This window comes from Flavobacterium cheongpyeongense (genome assembly GCF_003202435.1).
Lineage (GTDB): Bacteria > Bacteroidota > Bacteroidia > Flavobacteriales > Flavobacteriaceae > Flavobacterium > Flavobacterium cheongpyeongense.
On sequence record NZ_QJHK01000001.1, the window covers coordinates 163,468 to 179,040 of the forward strand.

General features: G+C 36.1%; 11 protein-coding genes. 4 read left to right on the plus strand and 7 right to left on the minus strand.

From position 1 onward, the window contains the following. Positions 1-55: 55 nt before the first annotated feature. Positions 56-568 (minus strand): C40 family peptidase, encoded by a 513-nt coding sequence (locus DMB65_RS00750; RefSeq protein ID WP_110304765.1) that lies wholly within the window; start codon positions 566-568, stop codon positions 56-58. A 181-nt stretch (positions 569-749) separates the two neighbouring features. Here DMB65_RS00750 and DMB65_RS00755 point away from each other — a divergent pair, with 181 nt between their 5' ends. The 4 genes from DMB65_RS00755 (at position 750) to DMB65_RS00770 (ending at position 6,883) form a co-directional block, all read left to right on the plus strand. After that, positions 750-1,844 carry an SGNH/GDSL hydrolase family protein gene (locus DMB65_RS00755; protein WP_110304766.1) on the plus strand — a complete coding sequence of 365 codons (1,095 nt, stop codon included), beginning with the start codon at positions 750-752 and terminating at the stop codon, positions 1,842-1,844. Continuing rightward, on the plus strand, positions 1,834-3,210 hold the full coding sequence (locus tag DMB65_RS00760) for a sialate O-acetylesterase (RefSeq protein ID WP_110304767.1): 1,377 nt from the start codon (positions 1,834-1,836) through the stop codon (positions 3,208-3,210). Before DMB65_RS00755 ends, DMB65_RS00760 begins: the two co-directional genes overlap by 11 nt. Before the next feature lie 289 nt (positions 3,211-3,499). Next, entirely contained in the window at positions 3,500-5,794 is a 2,295-nt protein-coding gene (gene bglX, locus DMB65_RS00765; RefSeq protein ID WP_110305042.1) for a beta-glucosidase BglX, read from the plus strand. Between the two features lie 132 nt (positions 5,795-5,926). Next, the gene (locus DMB65_RS00770; RefSeq protein ID WP_110304768.1) at positions 5,927-6,883 is read left to right on the plus strand and encodes an aldo/keto reductase; all 957 of its coding nucleotides are present in this window, start codon (positions 5,927-5,929) and stop codon (positions 6,881-6,883) included. 92 nt (positions 6,884-6,975) lie between these two features. On the opposite strand, the gene DMB65_RS00775 is transcribed toward DMB65_RS00770, so the two are convergent. The 6 genes from DMB65_RS00775 to DMB65_RS00800 all read right to left on the minus strand — a co-directional run bounded on the left by DMB65_RS00775 (position 6,976) and on the right by DMB65_RS00800 (position 15,570). Then, complete coding sequence (locus tag DMB65_RS00775) at positions 6,976-8,955, minus strand: glycoside hydrolase family 97 protein (protein ID WP_110304769.1); 1,980 nt, start codon at positions 8,953-8,955, stop codon at positions 6,976-6,978. A 94-nt stretch (positions 8,956-9,049) separates the two neighbouring features. Continuing rightward, the gene (locus DMB65_RS00780) at positions 9,050-10,348 is read right to left on the minus strand and encodes a glycoside hydrolase 5 family protein (RefSeq protein ID WP_110304770.1); all 1,299 of its coding nucleotides are present in this window, start codon (positions 10,346-10,348) and stop codon (positions 9,050-9,052) included. An 8-nt stretch (positions 10,349-10,356) separates the two neighbouring features. Then, complete coding sequence (locus DMB65_RS00785; protein ID WP_110304771.1) at positions 10,357-12,081, minus strand: alpha-L-arabinofuranosidase; 1,725 nt, start codon at positions 12,079-12,081, stop codon at positions 10,357-10,359. Positions 12,082-12,090: 9 nt separating this feature from the next. Further along, complete coding sequence (locus tag DMB65_RS00790) at positions 12,091-13,323, minus strand: glycoside hydrolase family 26 protein (protein ID WP_110304772.1); 1,233 nt, start codon at positions 13,321-13,323, stop codon at positions 12,091-12,093. Position 13,324: 1 nt separating this feature from the next. Then, the gene (locus DMB65_RS00795) at positions 13,325-14,335 is read right to left on the minus strand and encodes a carbohydrate binding domain-containing protein (RefSeq protein ID WP_110304773.1); all 1,011 of its coding nucleotides are present in this window, start codon (positions 14,333-14,335) and stop codon (positions 13,325-13,327) included. A 44-nt stretch (positions 14,336-14,379) separates the two neighbouring features. Then, entirely contained in the window at positions 14,380-15,570 is a 1,191-nt protein-coding gene (locus tag DMB65_RS00800) for an AGE family epimerase/isomerase (RefSeq protein WP_110304774.1), read from the minus strand. Positions 15,571-15,573: the final 3 nt, after the last annotated feature.

The window sequence follows — 15,573 nt, forward strand, 5'->3', positions numbered from 1 at the left end:
CAATCTAAATGATTTATAATAAATCCAGAATTGAATTGACATTCAAAATAAAGACTTATTCAGACAAAATATCAACACATTTATAAAAACGTTTTGTATAATGCTCTTCGTCAAGTGCTGTGATGGTGACTTTTTGTGCTTTTCCGGATGAGGCATGTATGAATTTTGAATTCATTCCGTTTGCTTCGCAGATGATCCCAACGTGTCCTATTATATTTCGGTCTTTGTAACCATAAAAAACCAAAACATCTCCCACCTTAAAATCTTCGGGTTTTAGGGCCTTGCCTACATTTTTATAGCCGCTTGAACTTCTTGGTAAGGTTAATCCAAAATTATGAAAAACATAATAGACAAATCCGGAACAGTCAAATCCTTTATTGGGATTGCTGCTGGCATATAAATATCGTGTCCCTAAATATTGTTTTGCATAAGAAATAACAGAATCCCGCTCAATTGCAGACTGTATTTTTTTAACAGGATCTGATTGGGTTTTGTTCTCTTTTTTCAAAGTAAAAGAAGAAAACAAAATGGTAAACAAAAAAATCAGAACAGGGTAAGTAGTTTTCATTTGATGGGCGGATAAAACATAAGTTTGTAAAGGTAAAGCGTTTGTTCAGAATATCAAAAGAGGATTGAAGCTGAAAAACGTTTTTGGTGTTTTTTTATTGCTTTTTGATATTTTAGTATCTTTTTGTAAAAGGTAAATCGGATATATTTGTGAAATGTATTTATATTTTAACGAATAAATTATGTTTATCAAAAAAAAACCACTTTTAATTTTGTTTTTACTGATTTCGGTAATGTCGATTTCACAAACTAAAGAAAGAAACTTTTTATATGCCGGAAGAGTAGATGTGCTGGAAGATAATAAAGCAGTGTTAATTGGCACCGCAGCTTCTGTTTCATTTAATTTTACCGGAAATGAATGTACGGTTTCTCTTCAAAGTATCGATTCCTGGGAACATCATAATTATGTTGTTTTTGAACTGGATGGAAAATACATTAGAAAATATACCGTTCAGAAAGGAGTTCCGCAGTCTTTTCCGATAAAAATAACTTCTGCTAAAAAAGTGCATAATCTGAAGATTTATAAAGGTACTGAAGCCTCTATGGGAAATGTTGTTTTTCTGGGGACTACGGCAAAGCTGACTTCGATTACATCCAAAAAGAAAAAGAAAATCGAGTTTATCGGAGACTCAATTACCAGCGGGGCTGCAAATGATCCGTCAGAAATTCCGTGTGAGCAGGGCGAATATTTTGATCATCACAACGGGTTTTATGCTTACGGCCCAATTCTTTCCAGAAATATAGGTGTGGATTATTTGCTGAGTTCGGTTTCCGGAATCGGGATTTACCGTAACTGGAACGATGAAGGTCCTGAAGTGCCCATTATGCCTGCAGTTTATGAAAATCTTTATCTCAAAAAAGACAGTTCCAAACCTAAATATGATTTTGCTTTTCAGCCGGACATTATAAGTATTGCCATAGGAACTAATGATTTTTCGAATGGTGACAGTAAAAAAGAGCGACTGCCTTTTAATCCTGAAAAGTACGTTGCAAACTACATTAATTTTATAAAAATGCTGTATCAGCATAATCCAAATGCGCAGTTGGTTCTGACCAACAGTCCAATGGTAAGTGGCGAAAAAGCGGTGATTTTTGAAGATTGCCTGAATAAAATAAAAGCCGAATTTGATGCTGATAAATCACACAAACCAATTCTGATTTTCAAATTTAAGCCTATGACACCAAGCGGATGTTCCGGACATCCGAATATTGAAGAGCACAAAATTATGGCTGCCGAATATGGTTCGTTTTTAAAAAAGCTGCTAAATGAAAAATAATATTTTTAAGTTTGTTTTTTCTCTGATTTCAGGTACGATGATGGCAAACGTTTCTCTTCCGAATATTTTTGGCGATAATATGGTATTGCAGCGCAATGCTGAGGTCAAAATCTGGGGCTGGGCGAATCCAAAAGAGGAAATCAAATTAGTTTCCAGCTGGAACAATCAGGAATATAAAGTTACCACAAACAATCAGGCGCAATGGGAACTCAAAATCAAAACGCCCGAAGCTGGAGGCCCTTATACGATTTCCATAAAAGGATATAATGAGGTGATCCTGAAAAATATTCTGATTGGCGAAGTCTGGGTTTGTTCCGGTCAATCTAATATGGAAATGTCTGTAAGCTGGGGAATCGAGAATGGGGAAGAAGAAGCTAAAAATGCTGCAAATCCTAACATTCGGTTTTTTACGGTTCCAAAGTTAACTGCTAAGGCACCACAGAATAATTTATTAGGCAACTGGACTGAATCGACTCCGGAAACCATGAAATATTTTAGTGCCGTTGGATACTTCTTTGCCAAACGTTTACGCGAAGATTTAAAAAATGTTCCCATCGGATTAATTTCATCCAATTGGGGCGGAACACCAGCTGAAATCTGGATGCCGGAAGAAGTCGTGCAAAACGATCCTGTTTTATTAGAAAATGCTAAAAAACTAAACGAACAGGAATATGGACCAAGACAACCGGGGCGCGCGTATAACGCTATGATTTCTCCTTTTGCCGGATTTAAAATCGCAGGAACTCTCTGGTATCAGGGCGAATCAAATGTTGGTTCATTGGTTTACGATAAGACGTTAGGAGCTTTGATTACTTCATGGCGAAAAGTCTGGCAGGATGATTTTCCGTTTTATTTTGTACAGATTGCACCTTTTAAAAACGGCAGCAATAATTTTTCAAATGTTATTGTAAGGGATTCCCAGAGAAAATTACTTAAAGAAGTCAACAATACCGGGATGGTTGTCATTAGCGACGTTTCAGATACGATTGATATTCATCCAAAAGATAAAAAATCAGTTGGAATCCGGCTTGCAAATTTAGCTTTGACAAATACGTATAAAACCAATACTAATTTGGTTAACGGTCCGCTTTTTAGTAATTTAAAGATTGATAAAAATCAGGCAGTCATTTCTTTTGATTATGCTGACGGATTGTATTTTAAAAATAAAACTTCAAATCAGTTTGAAATAGCCGGTGCCGACGGAACTTTTTATCCGGCAGAGGCTTCGATAAAAAAGAATCAGGTAATTGTAAAAAGTAAAAAAGTAGAGAACCCTGTCAAAGTGAGATTTGCATGGGGAAATACGATTCAGTCTGATTTGTTTAATAAAGCGAATTTGCCGGCTTCCTGTTTTATTTCGGAATGAGGGAACATAGAACATAGAACATAGAAGAAAGATTTTGAACTGTAGTTTTTTTGTCATTTTGACGCAAGATTGTGGAAGTTTTTGACTTTATAAATAAAAAATTTCTCGTTTACCATAAATCGCGTGAGGGATTACTTCACTAGATTATATTTTAAAGCGGAGTTCAGTGAATGCATTTGAGGCGGTATCCTTTTGTGAAGAGAAACGGAACAAAAGATATAGCCGAAAGCCCGACACTTGCCTTTTTTCGGGCAAAGGACACGCCCAGATTATGAAACTATTAACGACTATGAAAAATAAAAAAATACTAATTATTGGGTTTTTTGCCCTGTTTACTGCTGGAAATATGAATGCACAGAAGAAACCGTATCTGGATAAAAATAAAACTATTGAACAACGAATTGATTTGCTTCTGCCACTAATGACTTTAGAGGAAAAAGTAGGTCAGATGAACCAATATAACGGGTTTTGGGATGTGACAGGTCCTGCTCCAAAAGGTGGAAATGCCGAGTTGAAATACGAACATTTACGAAAGGGATGGGTAGGAAGTATGCTCACCGTGCGCGGTGTGAAAGAAGTTCGTGCGGTACAGAAAATTGCGGTGGAAGAAACCCGACTTGGGATTCCGCTGATTATTGGTTTTGATGTCATTCACGGTTACAAAACGCTGAGTCCGATTCCGTTGGCAGAAGCGGCAAGCTGGGATTTGGAGGCCATTAAAAAGTCAGCTGCGATTGCGGCAGATGAAGCTTCGGCATCTGGAATTAACTGGACTTTTGGGCCAAATGTGGATATTACAAATGATGCCCGCTGGGGACGTGTGATGGAAGGTGCAGGAGAAGATCCGTATCTGGGTAGTAAAATTGCAGTTGCCAGAGTAAAAGGATTTCAGGGAGAAACAACTGCTGATCTGGCAAAAGTAAACACCATTGCTGCCTGTGCAAAACACTTTGCGGCGTATGGTTATGTGGAATCCGGGCGTGATTATAATTTGGTTGATATTAGCAACTCTAAATTATTTAATACCGTTTTGCCTCCTTTTGAAGCAGCAACAAAAGCAGGTGTGAGAACCTTCATGAATTCTTTTAATCTGGTTAACGGAATCCCTGCAACGGGAAATGTTTTTTTGCAACGGGATATTTTAAAAGGTAAATGGAAATTTGACGGTTTCGTGGTTTCAGACTGGGCTTCGGTTCGTGAAATGATTTCACATGGTTTTGCAAAAGATGGTGAAGAGGCTATACTAAAAGCGGTTACGGCAGGTTCTGATATGGATATGGAATCACATTTATATGTTGCTGAATTAGCGAAATTAGTAAAGGAAGGCAAAATAAAAGAAGCTTTAGTAGACGATGCCGTGAGAAGGATTTTACGTGTGAAATTTGAGTTAGGATTGTTTGATGATCCCTACAAATACTGTGATGAAAAACGTGAAAAAGCAACTATCGGAAATAAAGCCAATAATGATGGTGTTCTGGATATGGCGAAAAAGGCTATCGTTTTATTAAAGAATGACAAAAACCTGCTTCCGCTAAAGAAATCCGGACAAAAGATTGCTTTGATAGGAGCATTAGCAAATGATAAAAACAGTCCGTTGGGAAGCTGGAGAATTGCCGCAGAAGACAATACGGCGGTTTCGGTTTTAGAAGGGATGCAGCAATACAAAGACAATCAGCTGGTTTTTGAAAAAGGTGCCGATTTGATTATTGGCAAAGCAACTTTTTTGGACGAAGTCGTTTTTAATACTACAGACAAAAGCGGATTTGAAGCAGCAAAAACGGCAGCCAAAAACGCAGATGTAGTGGTAATGGTTTTAGGAGAGCATGGTTTTCAGAGTGGGGAGGGACGCAGCAGAACGAATTTGGATCTTCCGGGATTGCAGCAGGAATTACTGGAAGAAATTTACAAAGTAAATCCAAATATTGTTTTAGTTCTCAATAATGGACGTCCGCTGACGATTCCGTGGGCAGCAGAACATGTTCCGGCAATTGTAGAAGCCTGGCAGTTAGGAACTCAGACAGGAAACGCGGTAGCACAGGTTTTATACGGAGATTATAACCCGAGCGGGAAATTACCAATCTCTTTCCCTAGAAATGTAGGTCAGGTTCCAATTTATTACAACAATTACAGTACAGGAAGACCTGTAAATGTCGATAAAAACGTGTTTTGGTCGCATTTTTCAGATGTAGAAAAAACGCCTCAGTTTTCTTTTGGCTTCGGATTGAGTTATACTTCTTTCGAATATAAAAATTTAAAACTAAATAAGACAACTTTTACTAAAGGCGAGCCCGTACAGGTGAGTGTTGCCGTTACCAACTCCGGAAATTACGACGGAAAAGAAGTGGTTCAATTGTATATTCATGATGATTTTGCCAGTATCGCCAGACCGGTTGAAGAGCTAAAAGGTTTTGAATTGGTGAATCTAAAAAAAGGAGAAACTAAAACAGTAACTTTTACTTTAACTGATGCTGAACTTGGTTTTTATGATAACAACGGCAATTATCTGGTAGAACCGGGAACTTTTAAACTAAAAGTAGGAGGAGGTTCTGATAAAGGTTTGGAAGGCAGTTTTGAGTTGAAGTAGAAATACTAAAAGATAATTTCACGCAGATTTAGCAGATTTGGCAGATTTTTTATCTCCTAAATCGGCTAAATCTGCGTGAGTTTTTTTGTATTTTTAAAACCTATTTAAACTTTCAACTATTAAACTAATATAATGAAATATAACAGATGTGGAAAAAGCGGGTTATTGTTACCTGAAATTTCTTTAGGATTATGGCATAATTTCGGATCGGTGGATAATTTTGAAAATGCAGAAAGTATAGCTGTGGAAGCTTTTGATAAAGGAATCACCCATTTTGATCTGGCAAACAATTACGGACCAGTTCCCGGGTCTGCGGAGACTAATTTCGGAAAAATATTATGGCATAACTTTCAGGGAAACCTGCGTGATGAGATCATCATTTCGACCAAAGCGGGTTACACGATGTGGGACGGCCCTTATGGAGATTGGGGTTCACGTAAATATTTGCTGTCGAGTTTAGATCAGAGTTTAAAAAGAATGAAAGTTGATTATGTAGATATTTTTTATTCACACCGTCCGGATCCTGAAACGCCAATTGAAGAAACTATGATGGCACTCGATTACGCTGTTAGAAGTGGAAAAGCACTATATGTTGGAATCAGTAATTACTCTGCAGAGCAGACCAGAGTTGCCGTTGATGTCTTGAAACAATTAGGGACTCCGTGTTTAATCCATCAGGCTAAATATTCCATGCTGGTACGTTGGGTAGAAGAAGGATTACTGGATGTTTTGGAAGAGAAAGGAGTAGGATGTATTGCCTTTTCACCTTTGGCACAAGGTCTTTTAACGGATAAATACCTAAACGGAATTCCCGAAAATTCACGTGCCCACAATCCAAACGGGCATTTAAAAGAAGATGAGGTTACAGTTGAAAGAATCCAGAAGTTGATTCAGCTAAATGAAATTGCTCAAAACCGTAATCAGTCTTTGGCGCAAATGGCTTTGGCCTGGTTGCAGAAAGATAAACGAATTACATCGGTTTTGATTGGTGCAAGTTCGGTAAGACAATTAAATAATAATATTGAGTGTCTGCAGTATCTGGAATTTACTCCAGATGAACTGAATGCGATTGAGAAGATCTTATCGTGAAATGTATTTTGTAAAATGTAAAATGTAGAGGTGCACAGTAGTGTGTCTTTTATTTGTGTAGATAAAAAAAATGGGACAATTTGTCCCATTTTTTATTTTATAATCATCGCGATTCCACCACCGCTAGCCAATCTGTATTTTGATTTGGTAGTTGAATCAACGGTAATAACTTCTCTTTTATAATCATTAGCCGCTTTATCAGCATTCAATCCATCCGAGAAAATTTCAGCTTCATATTTTTTACCTTTTTCCAGAAAGGAGAAATCAATTGTAATATCTCTGGAATTCCAGTTTGTAATGGCACCTAAATACCAAATGTTAGCTTTTTTACGTGCAATAGAAACAAATTGACCTACTTCACCATCCAAAGCTAGAGTTTCATCAAACGTAGTTGGAATTTTAGCAATAAAACTGGTGCTTTCCTGCTCCTTCATATAAGCTGTCGGACTATCAGCCATCATTTGCAATGGTGCTTCAAAAATCGTGTAAAGTGCCAGTTGGTGACATCTCGTTCCCTGACTTACCGGATTGGAATGACTAGGTTTGAATTCGCTTTTCGTAGTGTTACGCATTGCACCAGGCGTATAATCCATAGGGCCTGCGATCATTCTGATAAACGGAATCGAGCAATCATATAACGGAACATCATCGTTTGGTGTCCATTTATTGTTTTCCAGTCCTTTTACACCTTCAAAATTTAAAATATTCGGGAAAGTACGCTGAATTCCGGTTGGTTTGTACATTCCGTGGAAATCCAAAAGCAATTTATGTTCAGTAGCTTTTTGGGCAATATCATAAACTGAATTTACCATTTTGGCATCATCGCGATCCAGAAAATCAACTTTAAAACCTTTGATTCCCAGGTCAGCATAATTCTGAAAAATGCCTGCTGTGTTTTTGGTCAGAGCCATCCACGAACTCCATAAAATAATGCTTACATTGCGCTCTTTTCCGTAAGCGATCAAAGCTTCCAGATCGACATTCGGATTGTGTTTCATGATATCATCTTCCAGACTCCAGCCTTCATCCAGGACGACGTATTCGACTTTGTTTTTAGAAGCAAAATCAATGTAGTATTTATACGTCTGTGTGTTAATCCCAGCCTTAAAATCGATGTTGTAAATATTCCAGTCGTTCCACCAGTCCCAGGCAACTTTTCCGGGCTTTATCCAGCTAAGGTCTTTGATTTTGGTTGGGTCAGATAATTTTTGGACCATATCGTTGTTGGTCAATTCGGCATCATTTTCGGAGATAACAATCGCCCTCCACGGAAAAGTCCTTGTTCCTTTGGTTTTCACCAAATAATCAGCTCTCTCCGTAATCAGTCTGTTGATATTGTTGAATCCGCCGTTGGTTTCCTGCAACGGATATTTAGAAAAACGACTTTCAAAACCGGACTTCGATTTATTATTCGTAACAAATAATCCTGGGTAATCTTGCAGATTGGCTTCTAAGAAAACCGCTTTTTTATGATTTTTGAAATCTATTAAAAACGGTAAAAAAGCTAAGGTATCTTTAGCAAATTCACTTATTTTTTTGTTTTCGTATTGTGCTTCAAAAGAAGAAATATAGGGATCTTTTGGATTTCTTAAATCACGGACATAAGGCATTAAAGTTTTGTAATCCTGATCGAAATTCAAAGATACTTCTTCAGCTTTAACCGTAATGTTTTTTTTCTTTTTGGTTATAAACCGATACGCAACACCGTCATCAAAAGCACGGTATTCAATACTGAAATCATTTTTGAAATTTAATACCAAAAGATTGTACTGGTTTTTGACCGTACTTTTTTTGTAAAACGGAGACTCAAAAGTCTGCTTTACTTTTTCTCTTTTTGAATTCAAAAGCAAATCATTTTTTCCTAACACTTCATTTTGATCCAGTGTCATTGAAACTGAAGATGGTGCCAAAATCAAATCTTTTCCATGCAATACAGACCAGGTTATTTTTTCGCTAATTTCAATGTTTATTTTTATTTTATCGTTTGGCGATGCCAAAGTAAAGTCTTTTTTCTGCTGGGAAAAAGTCAGATTGATCAATAATAAGAAAAAAAGAAAAAGTATTTTTTTCATAATGTGCTGTATGTTTTTAATACTATAAGTTGTAAGAACCTATAAAGATTTGCTTAAATGAACTTATATAGCTGATATGGTTTAAGATAAAGAATTAGTTTTTCTTAAAACGTTTATTGTATTTTTTTACAATTTCCAAAGTGGATTTGTCACCATTAAAAACCGAATTCAGTCCTTGTGGTTCTTGCGGTGGGTCGGTTGTCAACGGTTCACCCGGATTCCATTTTCCGGTTGCATTTACTGCTTTTCCTTCTCCGCCATAACCCCAGAAATTTGCTGCCTGCAACGGACCATTATTTTTACAGCTTTCTTCAACCCTTCCAAAAATATAATTATAAAATTGATCTCTATAATTTGAAGGCGCTCCTGCATTTAGATTTTCATTTTCTCGTGGTAACCCAAATTCTTCAATGATAATAGGTCGTTTCAGTTTATTGGCGACTTTGACGTGCGCATCAATATATTTCCCTGCATTTTCAATAGTTGCAGAAATAGTAGCTTGAGCATTATCCGCTTTAAACCAGTTCCAGTTTTTAGGCCAGATGTGCATCGTCAGATAATCAATATTAGGGTTTTGATGTGTTCTTTCGAAGATTTCTATTTGGTCGTTCGAACTGTTCAAACCTTCAGAGCCTGTAGAAATTAAGTGATTTTTATCTAAACTATCCATTAAGTTGACAATATTATTCAGCCAAATGGTGAATTTTTTTTCGTTTTCTACCGTAAAAAGCCTAGGTTCGTTACCAACCTGCCAGGCCATAATCGTATTGTCTTCTGTATATTTCTTTTTAGAATAGGTGTTTGTTCTGCTCATAATAAATTTTACATGATCTTCTAATGCTTTCATGCAAGGCTCACAACTATGAAACTGTTCGGTGTATGCCATAAACTGTGGCCAGGTATTCGGAGCAATATTCGGAACCGGAATAACGCCTTTGCCATTCCACTCCAAATATTGCGACATTCCGCCCGACCATTCCCAGTTATTGGTCAGGTATAAAACGGCATACATTTTTCGTTTGTTCATTTCATTTATTAGAAAATCCAGTGCATCCAGCAAATCCTCATCGTATTTTCCCTGCTCGTACTGCAAAGCCGGACGTACTGTAAAATCATATTTTCCGCCATCGGCACCCACTAAAATTCGTAAATTATCAATGCCGTTTTTTTGCATGAAATCCAGTTCCCGAGTTAGTCTTTTTCTGTCGCCTATTTTTTTGGATGCCAGTAAACTTCCATACCAATAATTGGTTCCAATATAAGAGTAGGGTTTGTCACCTTTATAAAATTGGGTTCCTTTTACAGTAATTCTTGGTTGCTGTTTTTGTGCCTGGCTATTTAAATTCATGAGGCAAAAAACAAACAGTATTAATTTTGAAATAGAATTTTTCATGATTTTATTTATTTTTTTTCAATAACAACAAAAACAGATGATCGGGCTGGTAATGTTATATTGGTTCCTTTTGTTGTTTCTGCTGAAAATGGTTTTAAGGATGCATAATTAATTGGTCCACCTGCAACTAAACTTGGACCTGTTCCGTTAATAATTACTTTTCTTGAAAACTCACCATTATCGGTATCACCAACCAAAGTGTACCAAAACATTCTTTTTCCGGTAAGGAAATTGTTAAGTTTTACTTTTATGTTAATAGAAGTTGTCGCTTTATTTACAAAGGCCAGGCCTACTTTTCCGTCAGAGAATGAGGATGCATATACTTCATAATTTCCGTTGGCATCTTTGGTAGCTTCTATCAGGCGGTCTCCCATGTATTTTTGAAAATAATACATATGATAGAAGGCTGGTCTTGGTGTGCCTTTAGGTATATTTGGTTCATCTCCGTTACTGAATGTTCCGTGATCGTCTCCGTTTGACCATCCATTTGCTAAATCCCAACGTGCTGAAAGACCAATTTTGTTTTTTAAAACTTCACCTAGAATCAAAACAGCATGCATTCCGTTTATATGTGAAACCTGTTGTTTACTTCCTGTAGAGAAGATATTCCATTCATCTAAAGCAAAAGGTTTTATTTCATTGTTTGTTATTGATAACTCATTTTTGCAAAAAGCCATCATTTCTGAAGTTACTTTTTTTGGAGTTTCTAAAATCTCAGCAGCAGGGGCATTTGTATTATAATCAGTATAATAATTATGAATTATATAGTAATCGGCTTTACCATCTATGTTTCTTAGCAATTTATCATTCCATGTTTTATGGCAGTCTGGCAAATAGCTGGCAGGAGTGTTTTCTACCATAACTGCTCCAATTTTAATATTTGAATTTCCAACCGCAGCAGCAGCCAGACGCATGGCAGCAGCTATTATTTTAAAATGCTCAGCATATAACTTTCCATTTAAAAGTTCAGGCTGGCCGTCTTTATTATTAGCTGTATTAATTCTGTAACTCGCTTCCCAATCGGCAAAAACTTCATTTCCAATTTCCCAGTATTGTGTTCTGCCATTATCATAAGTTACCCAGTCTGCAGCTAATTTTGCAGCATCTTGAACAGGATTTGCGCCAGTTCCATATCTGGCATAACCATAATTTACAGTAATAATTCCTTTACTGTTGGTCGATTGCAAAAGTTGATAATAATTATCTAAGGATATGGTCCAGTCAGCATCATTTTTACCAAACCAAAAGCCAGATTCTACTTCAGTACCATCGGCTTTTATTAATTTTGAAGGAGCAGTTGAAGGAGCATTTAGCGCATTCCAAAAATAAACATCACTAATGCTTCCTCCGGGAAATCTGATAATATTGGGCTTTAGATTTTTTATGTCATTTACCAGAGTTGTATTGGTAATCATTTTTCCGGACCATAAATTGGCATTGTTTCCGTAAATGGAGCTGGGGATTTTAGTAATTACATTGGCATAATCAACAGTAACAGTAGAAGTTGTTGCTTCGGGAACTGCAGCAACAGTATAATTGGTTGGAGATGTTAAGCTTTTAGATGCCCAATTATCCAGAAAAAAACCAATTGTATTTGATACTGATGGATCTGTTTGTGGTTTTATTACAGGATCTTCTGGTGTTGGTGTTGGATCCGGAGAGTCATCTTGTTTGGAGCAAGATGAAAGTTGTAATAAAAGAATACTAACTGTTACAAGGATTATTTTTTTCATCTTAACTATTTATTTAGGTAACTCATACATTTTTGGCAAAGAGTTTACCAAAGCCGATTTTGTTTTTATTGCAAACGTTTTAAAATCAGCATCATTCGAAGCCGAACCATTCGGAACATAATAACCGGCGCTGTCGTTGTTCCAAAACATTACATAACTGATTTCAATACTATTTGATGTCAAAGCACTGTATAAATAAGTCGAAAACCAATTTGCAACAGGAGGGGTTGAACTTGTTACACGATAACCGGTTTCGGTCAGAGCAGCAATTTTTACTTTTGATTTAGCATAATCTGAAATGATTTTCAGCTTGGTATTTGCTTTATCTGCACCTGTTTGTCCCTGATTGTTAAAATCCCCGTAATTATCCATTCCTAAAACATCAACGTACTTGTCTCCGGGATACCGGCTTAAGTAATTCGTTTCTGTAGAATAAGAGTTATCCGGTGAAAAAGCATACAAAACATTGTGAACCCCTTTTGTATCTCTTAAATATTCAACCGTAAATTTATAAGCGGCTTTGTATTCTTCTGCAGTACAGAAATTTGCCCCCCACCAGAACCAGCTTCCGTCAAATTCGTGAAATGGCCTGAATATTATAGGGATTAATTCACCATTTACACCTTTTAAATTAGAAACTACACTGGCTACTTTATCTAGTTTTTTCTTGTACCACTCATTATTGCTCCCGCCAGGTAAAATACTTTTAAAAGCAGTATTTTTTTGCTCAGTAGTCATGTCAGCTGCATAAAATGAATCTTCATTATTAGGTTCTCTCAAATGCCATGAAAAAGTATTGATTATGCCTTTGGCGTAAGCTGATTTTACATCTGAAGTAATTTTTTGCTCTTGCTGATAAAACCAATTGTCAGACTGATTATTATTGTTTTTGTCGGTTATAAACATAAAATCCGAACCTAATATGGCAGGATCATAACCAGTATTTTTCTTGATATCAGAATCGCCACTGGCATCCTGATAAAAGCTGTTAAAAGCATCTTGTTGCCCAATTGCAGTTTTGGTTTTAGCCAGTTTTTTTAAATTATAAAATAAAGCTACAGTTTCTTTTGTAGCATTTGGATCAACCATATAAGTGGTTGCATTTGAAGTTGTTAACGGGGCAGTTTCGGCCACTGGTGGATCAATTATAACTTCATTTTCTGGGTCTTTATCTGATGAACAGTTTACAAATGTTAACAGGATAAGGCTTATAAATGTGGTTTTTAATAAAATATTTTTCATTTTAATTAGAGAGTTTAACCTGAATATCGTCAGCAAGTAATGTGCCTGTACAAACACTCATTGCGATCATTATTCGGTATTTTGTAGCTGTTTTAGGAATTGGGAATGATTTTTTAAATAATATCCAGTCAGTATTTCCTGTAATTGTGCCTATTACCTGATCTTCAGAAGCTTGAGTTGTGTCGTCTTTTTCAAATTTAATAAATAGCAAACCGGTATTCCAGGGGTCTTTACCTTGTATGATATTTTTGGCTTTTAACCAGCCCGAAATTTCTATTGTTTTATCACCATCATTAATTTCTGCCAATTGATCGATTGATCTCCATTCAGCTGTTTCAGAAATTATTTCTGCTGCTGTATTTCCTTCTTTACTGTCTGTAGAAATTAATCCGAATCCATTCCATGACGAAAGGTTCTCTTCAAAATTTCCATTTGAAAATTGTTTTATTTTTTGGCCTTCAGCAACCGTAATTATAGGGTTTAATTTAAAGTATTCTTCTTCAGTGAGAGCAATGACTTGTACATCATCAAAAAAAACAGTTCCGTTAGTTTGTGCCAAAGCCAGCATAATTCTGAGTTTTTTTACATCAGCAGTAATTTTGAAAGTCTTTTTATAATTTACCCAGTCAGTGGTTCCTTTTATTTGGGCAACTGGTTCTGAAAACAGTTGTTTGTCAGATGAATTAGTAAATTCAGCAATCATTTCACCTGATTTGTAATTTTCTTTTTGCTCTTCTATACCATCAGATTTCATCCAGACACTGCATTCGACTGCGTAGGTGTTTTTTGGAATATAAATAGTCTGGTCGAGTGCTTTCCATTCAGCGCCTACAAACTGATTAATCATAGCACTGTTTTTTCCTGTTTTTTTAATATAGGAAGAAAGCGATGCCATTTCTTCGCCACGCCAATTGATTAATTCATTTTCAAATCCGCCATTCTTAATCAGATTGATCTGGGCGTTTGTTATTGTAGTTATAAACAGTAAGCTAAAAAAAAGAAATTGTTTCATAATTATTATTTTTAATATAAAAATTAACCTTTAAGTGAATCTTTTTAGGCTTTTATTCGGTGTATAAGTTCTAAACAGGCGCGACTGTTATGATACGGACATTTCCAAAAACCGGCTTTGTCTTTTTCTATTAAAGAATAATCGCGATAAACTCCCCAGAACCATTCTCCGTTTTTAGAATCAAGAATGTGTTTTTTTATAAAATCCCAGTTTTTGAAAATAATATCCAGATAATTTTCATTTCCTGTTAATTGATAAGCATTATAAAAGCCTATCAGAGCTTCTGCTTGTACCCACCAATGTTTTTCAGCAACCAATTCATTCTTTTTAGGGTCAAATTCATACCATAATCCTCCGTCTGAATCCAATCCTTCACAGGTTACTTCTGCTATTTGAATAGCATGTTTTTTATAATTCGAAATCAGGATTTTATCTTCTGAAATTTCGGCACACTGCAATAAAAGCCATGCTGCTTCAATATCATGTCCATAAGAGATAACATCAGGTTTTTCAATCCAGTTTTCATCAAAAAACAAATGCAAATGACCTGTTTGGGTATTGATGAAATGTTCTTCGATCGTTTGTAATAATTCAATAATATCACTTTGCAGTTTTGGATCTTTCCACACCTTAAATAAATTTGCATACGCCTCAATAATATGCAAATGTGTATTCATGGTTTTTTTTTCGTTGGCATCTTTGCTGCTCAGGCGTAAGTCTTCAATAGGCTGCCAATTGCGTGTAAAAGCTTCTAAATAACCTTTGTTTACGGGATCGTAACTGTGTTTTTGTATCGTTAAATATAAATTGATTGCCGTAGCTAAAGCTTTTTCATCTTTTGAAATAACATAATATTCAGATAATCCATAAATGGCAAATGCTAAAGCGTAAATTTGGTTTTTAGTGTCTTTTGGAGTTGTATCGGCATTGATACTCCAAAACAAGCCTCCAAATTCAGGATCATAAAAATGTTGAGAAAGATATTCGTAAGCTCTTTTGGCAATTTGTTTATGAGATTCGTCTTTTGTAACCTGATAACTGGCAGAAAATGACCATAATATTCGGGCATTTAAGACAGATCCTTTTTCAGCATCTGGAATTGTTTCTTCATTAGAATCTATTTGACCAATAAAACCGCCATTTGGTTTGTCAATTGTATTTTTTGACCAGTACGCTAAAATAGAATCCAGTTCAGCGGATAATTCGGCTTTAAGCTGCTGTAATTTTAATGACACGAT

Coding starts and splice junctions, on each gene's coding strand:
- DMB65_RS00775 (WP_110304769.1), bottom strand. CDS start 8,955: ATGAAAAAAATACTTTTTCTTTTTTTCTTATTATTGATCAATCTGACT.
- DMB65_RS00755 (WP_110304766.1), top strand. CDS start 750: ATGTTTATCAAAAAAAAACCACTTTTAATTTTGTTTTTACTGATTTCG.
- DMB65_RS00750 (WP_110304765.1), bottom strand. CDS start 568: ATGAAAACTACTTACCCTGTTCTGATTTTTTTGTTTACCATTTTGTTT.
- DMB65_RS00795 (WP_110304773.1), bottom strand. CDS start 14,335: ATGAAACAATTTCTTTTTTTTAGCTTACTGTTTATAACTACAATAACA.
- bglX (WP_110305042.1), top strand. CDS start 3,500: ATGAAAAATAAAAAAATACTAATTATTGGGTTTTTTGCCCTGTTTACT.
- DMB65_RS00785 (WP_110304771.1), bottom strand. CDS start 12,081: ATGAAAAAAATAATCCTTGTAACAGTTAGTATTCTTTTATTACAACTT.
- DMB65_RS00790 (WP_110304772.1), bottom strand. CDS start 13,323: ATGAAAAATATTTTATTAAAAACCACATTTATAAGCCTTATCCTGTTA.
- DMB65_RS00760 (WP_110304767.1), top strand. CDS start 1,834: ATGAAAAATAATATTTTTAAGTTTGTTTTTTCTCTGATTTCAGGTACG.
- DMB65_RS00770 (WP_110304768.1), top strand. CDS start 5,927: ATGAAATATAACAGATGTGGAAAAAGCGGGTTATTGTTACCTGAAATT.
- DMB65_RS00780 (WP_110304770.1), bottom strand. CDS start 10,348: ATGAAAAATTCTATTTCAAAATTAATACTGTTTGTTTTTTGCCTCATG.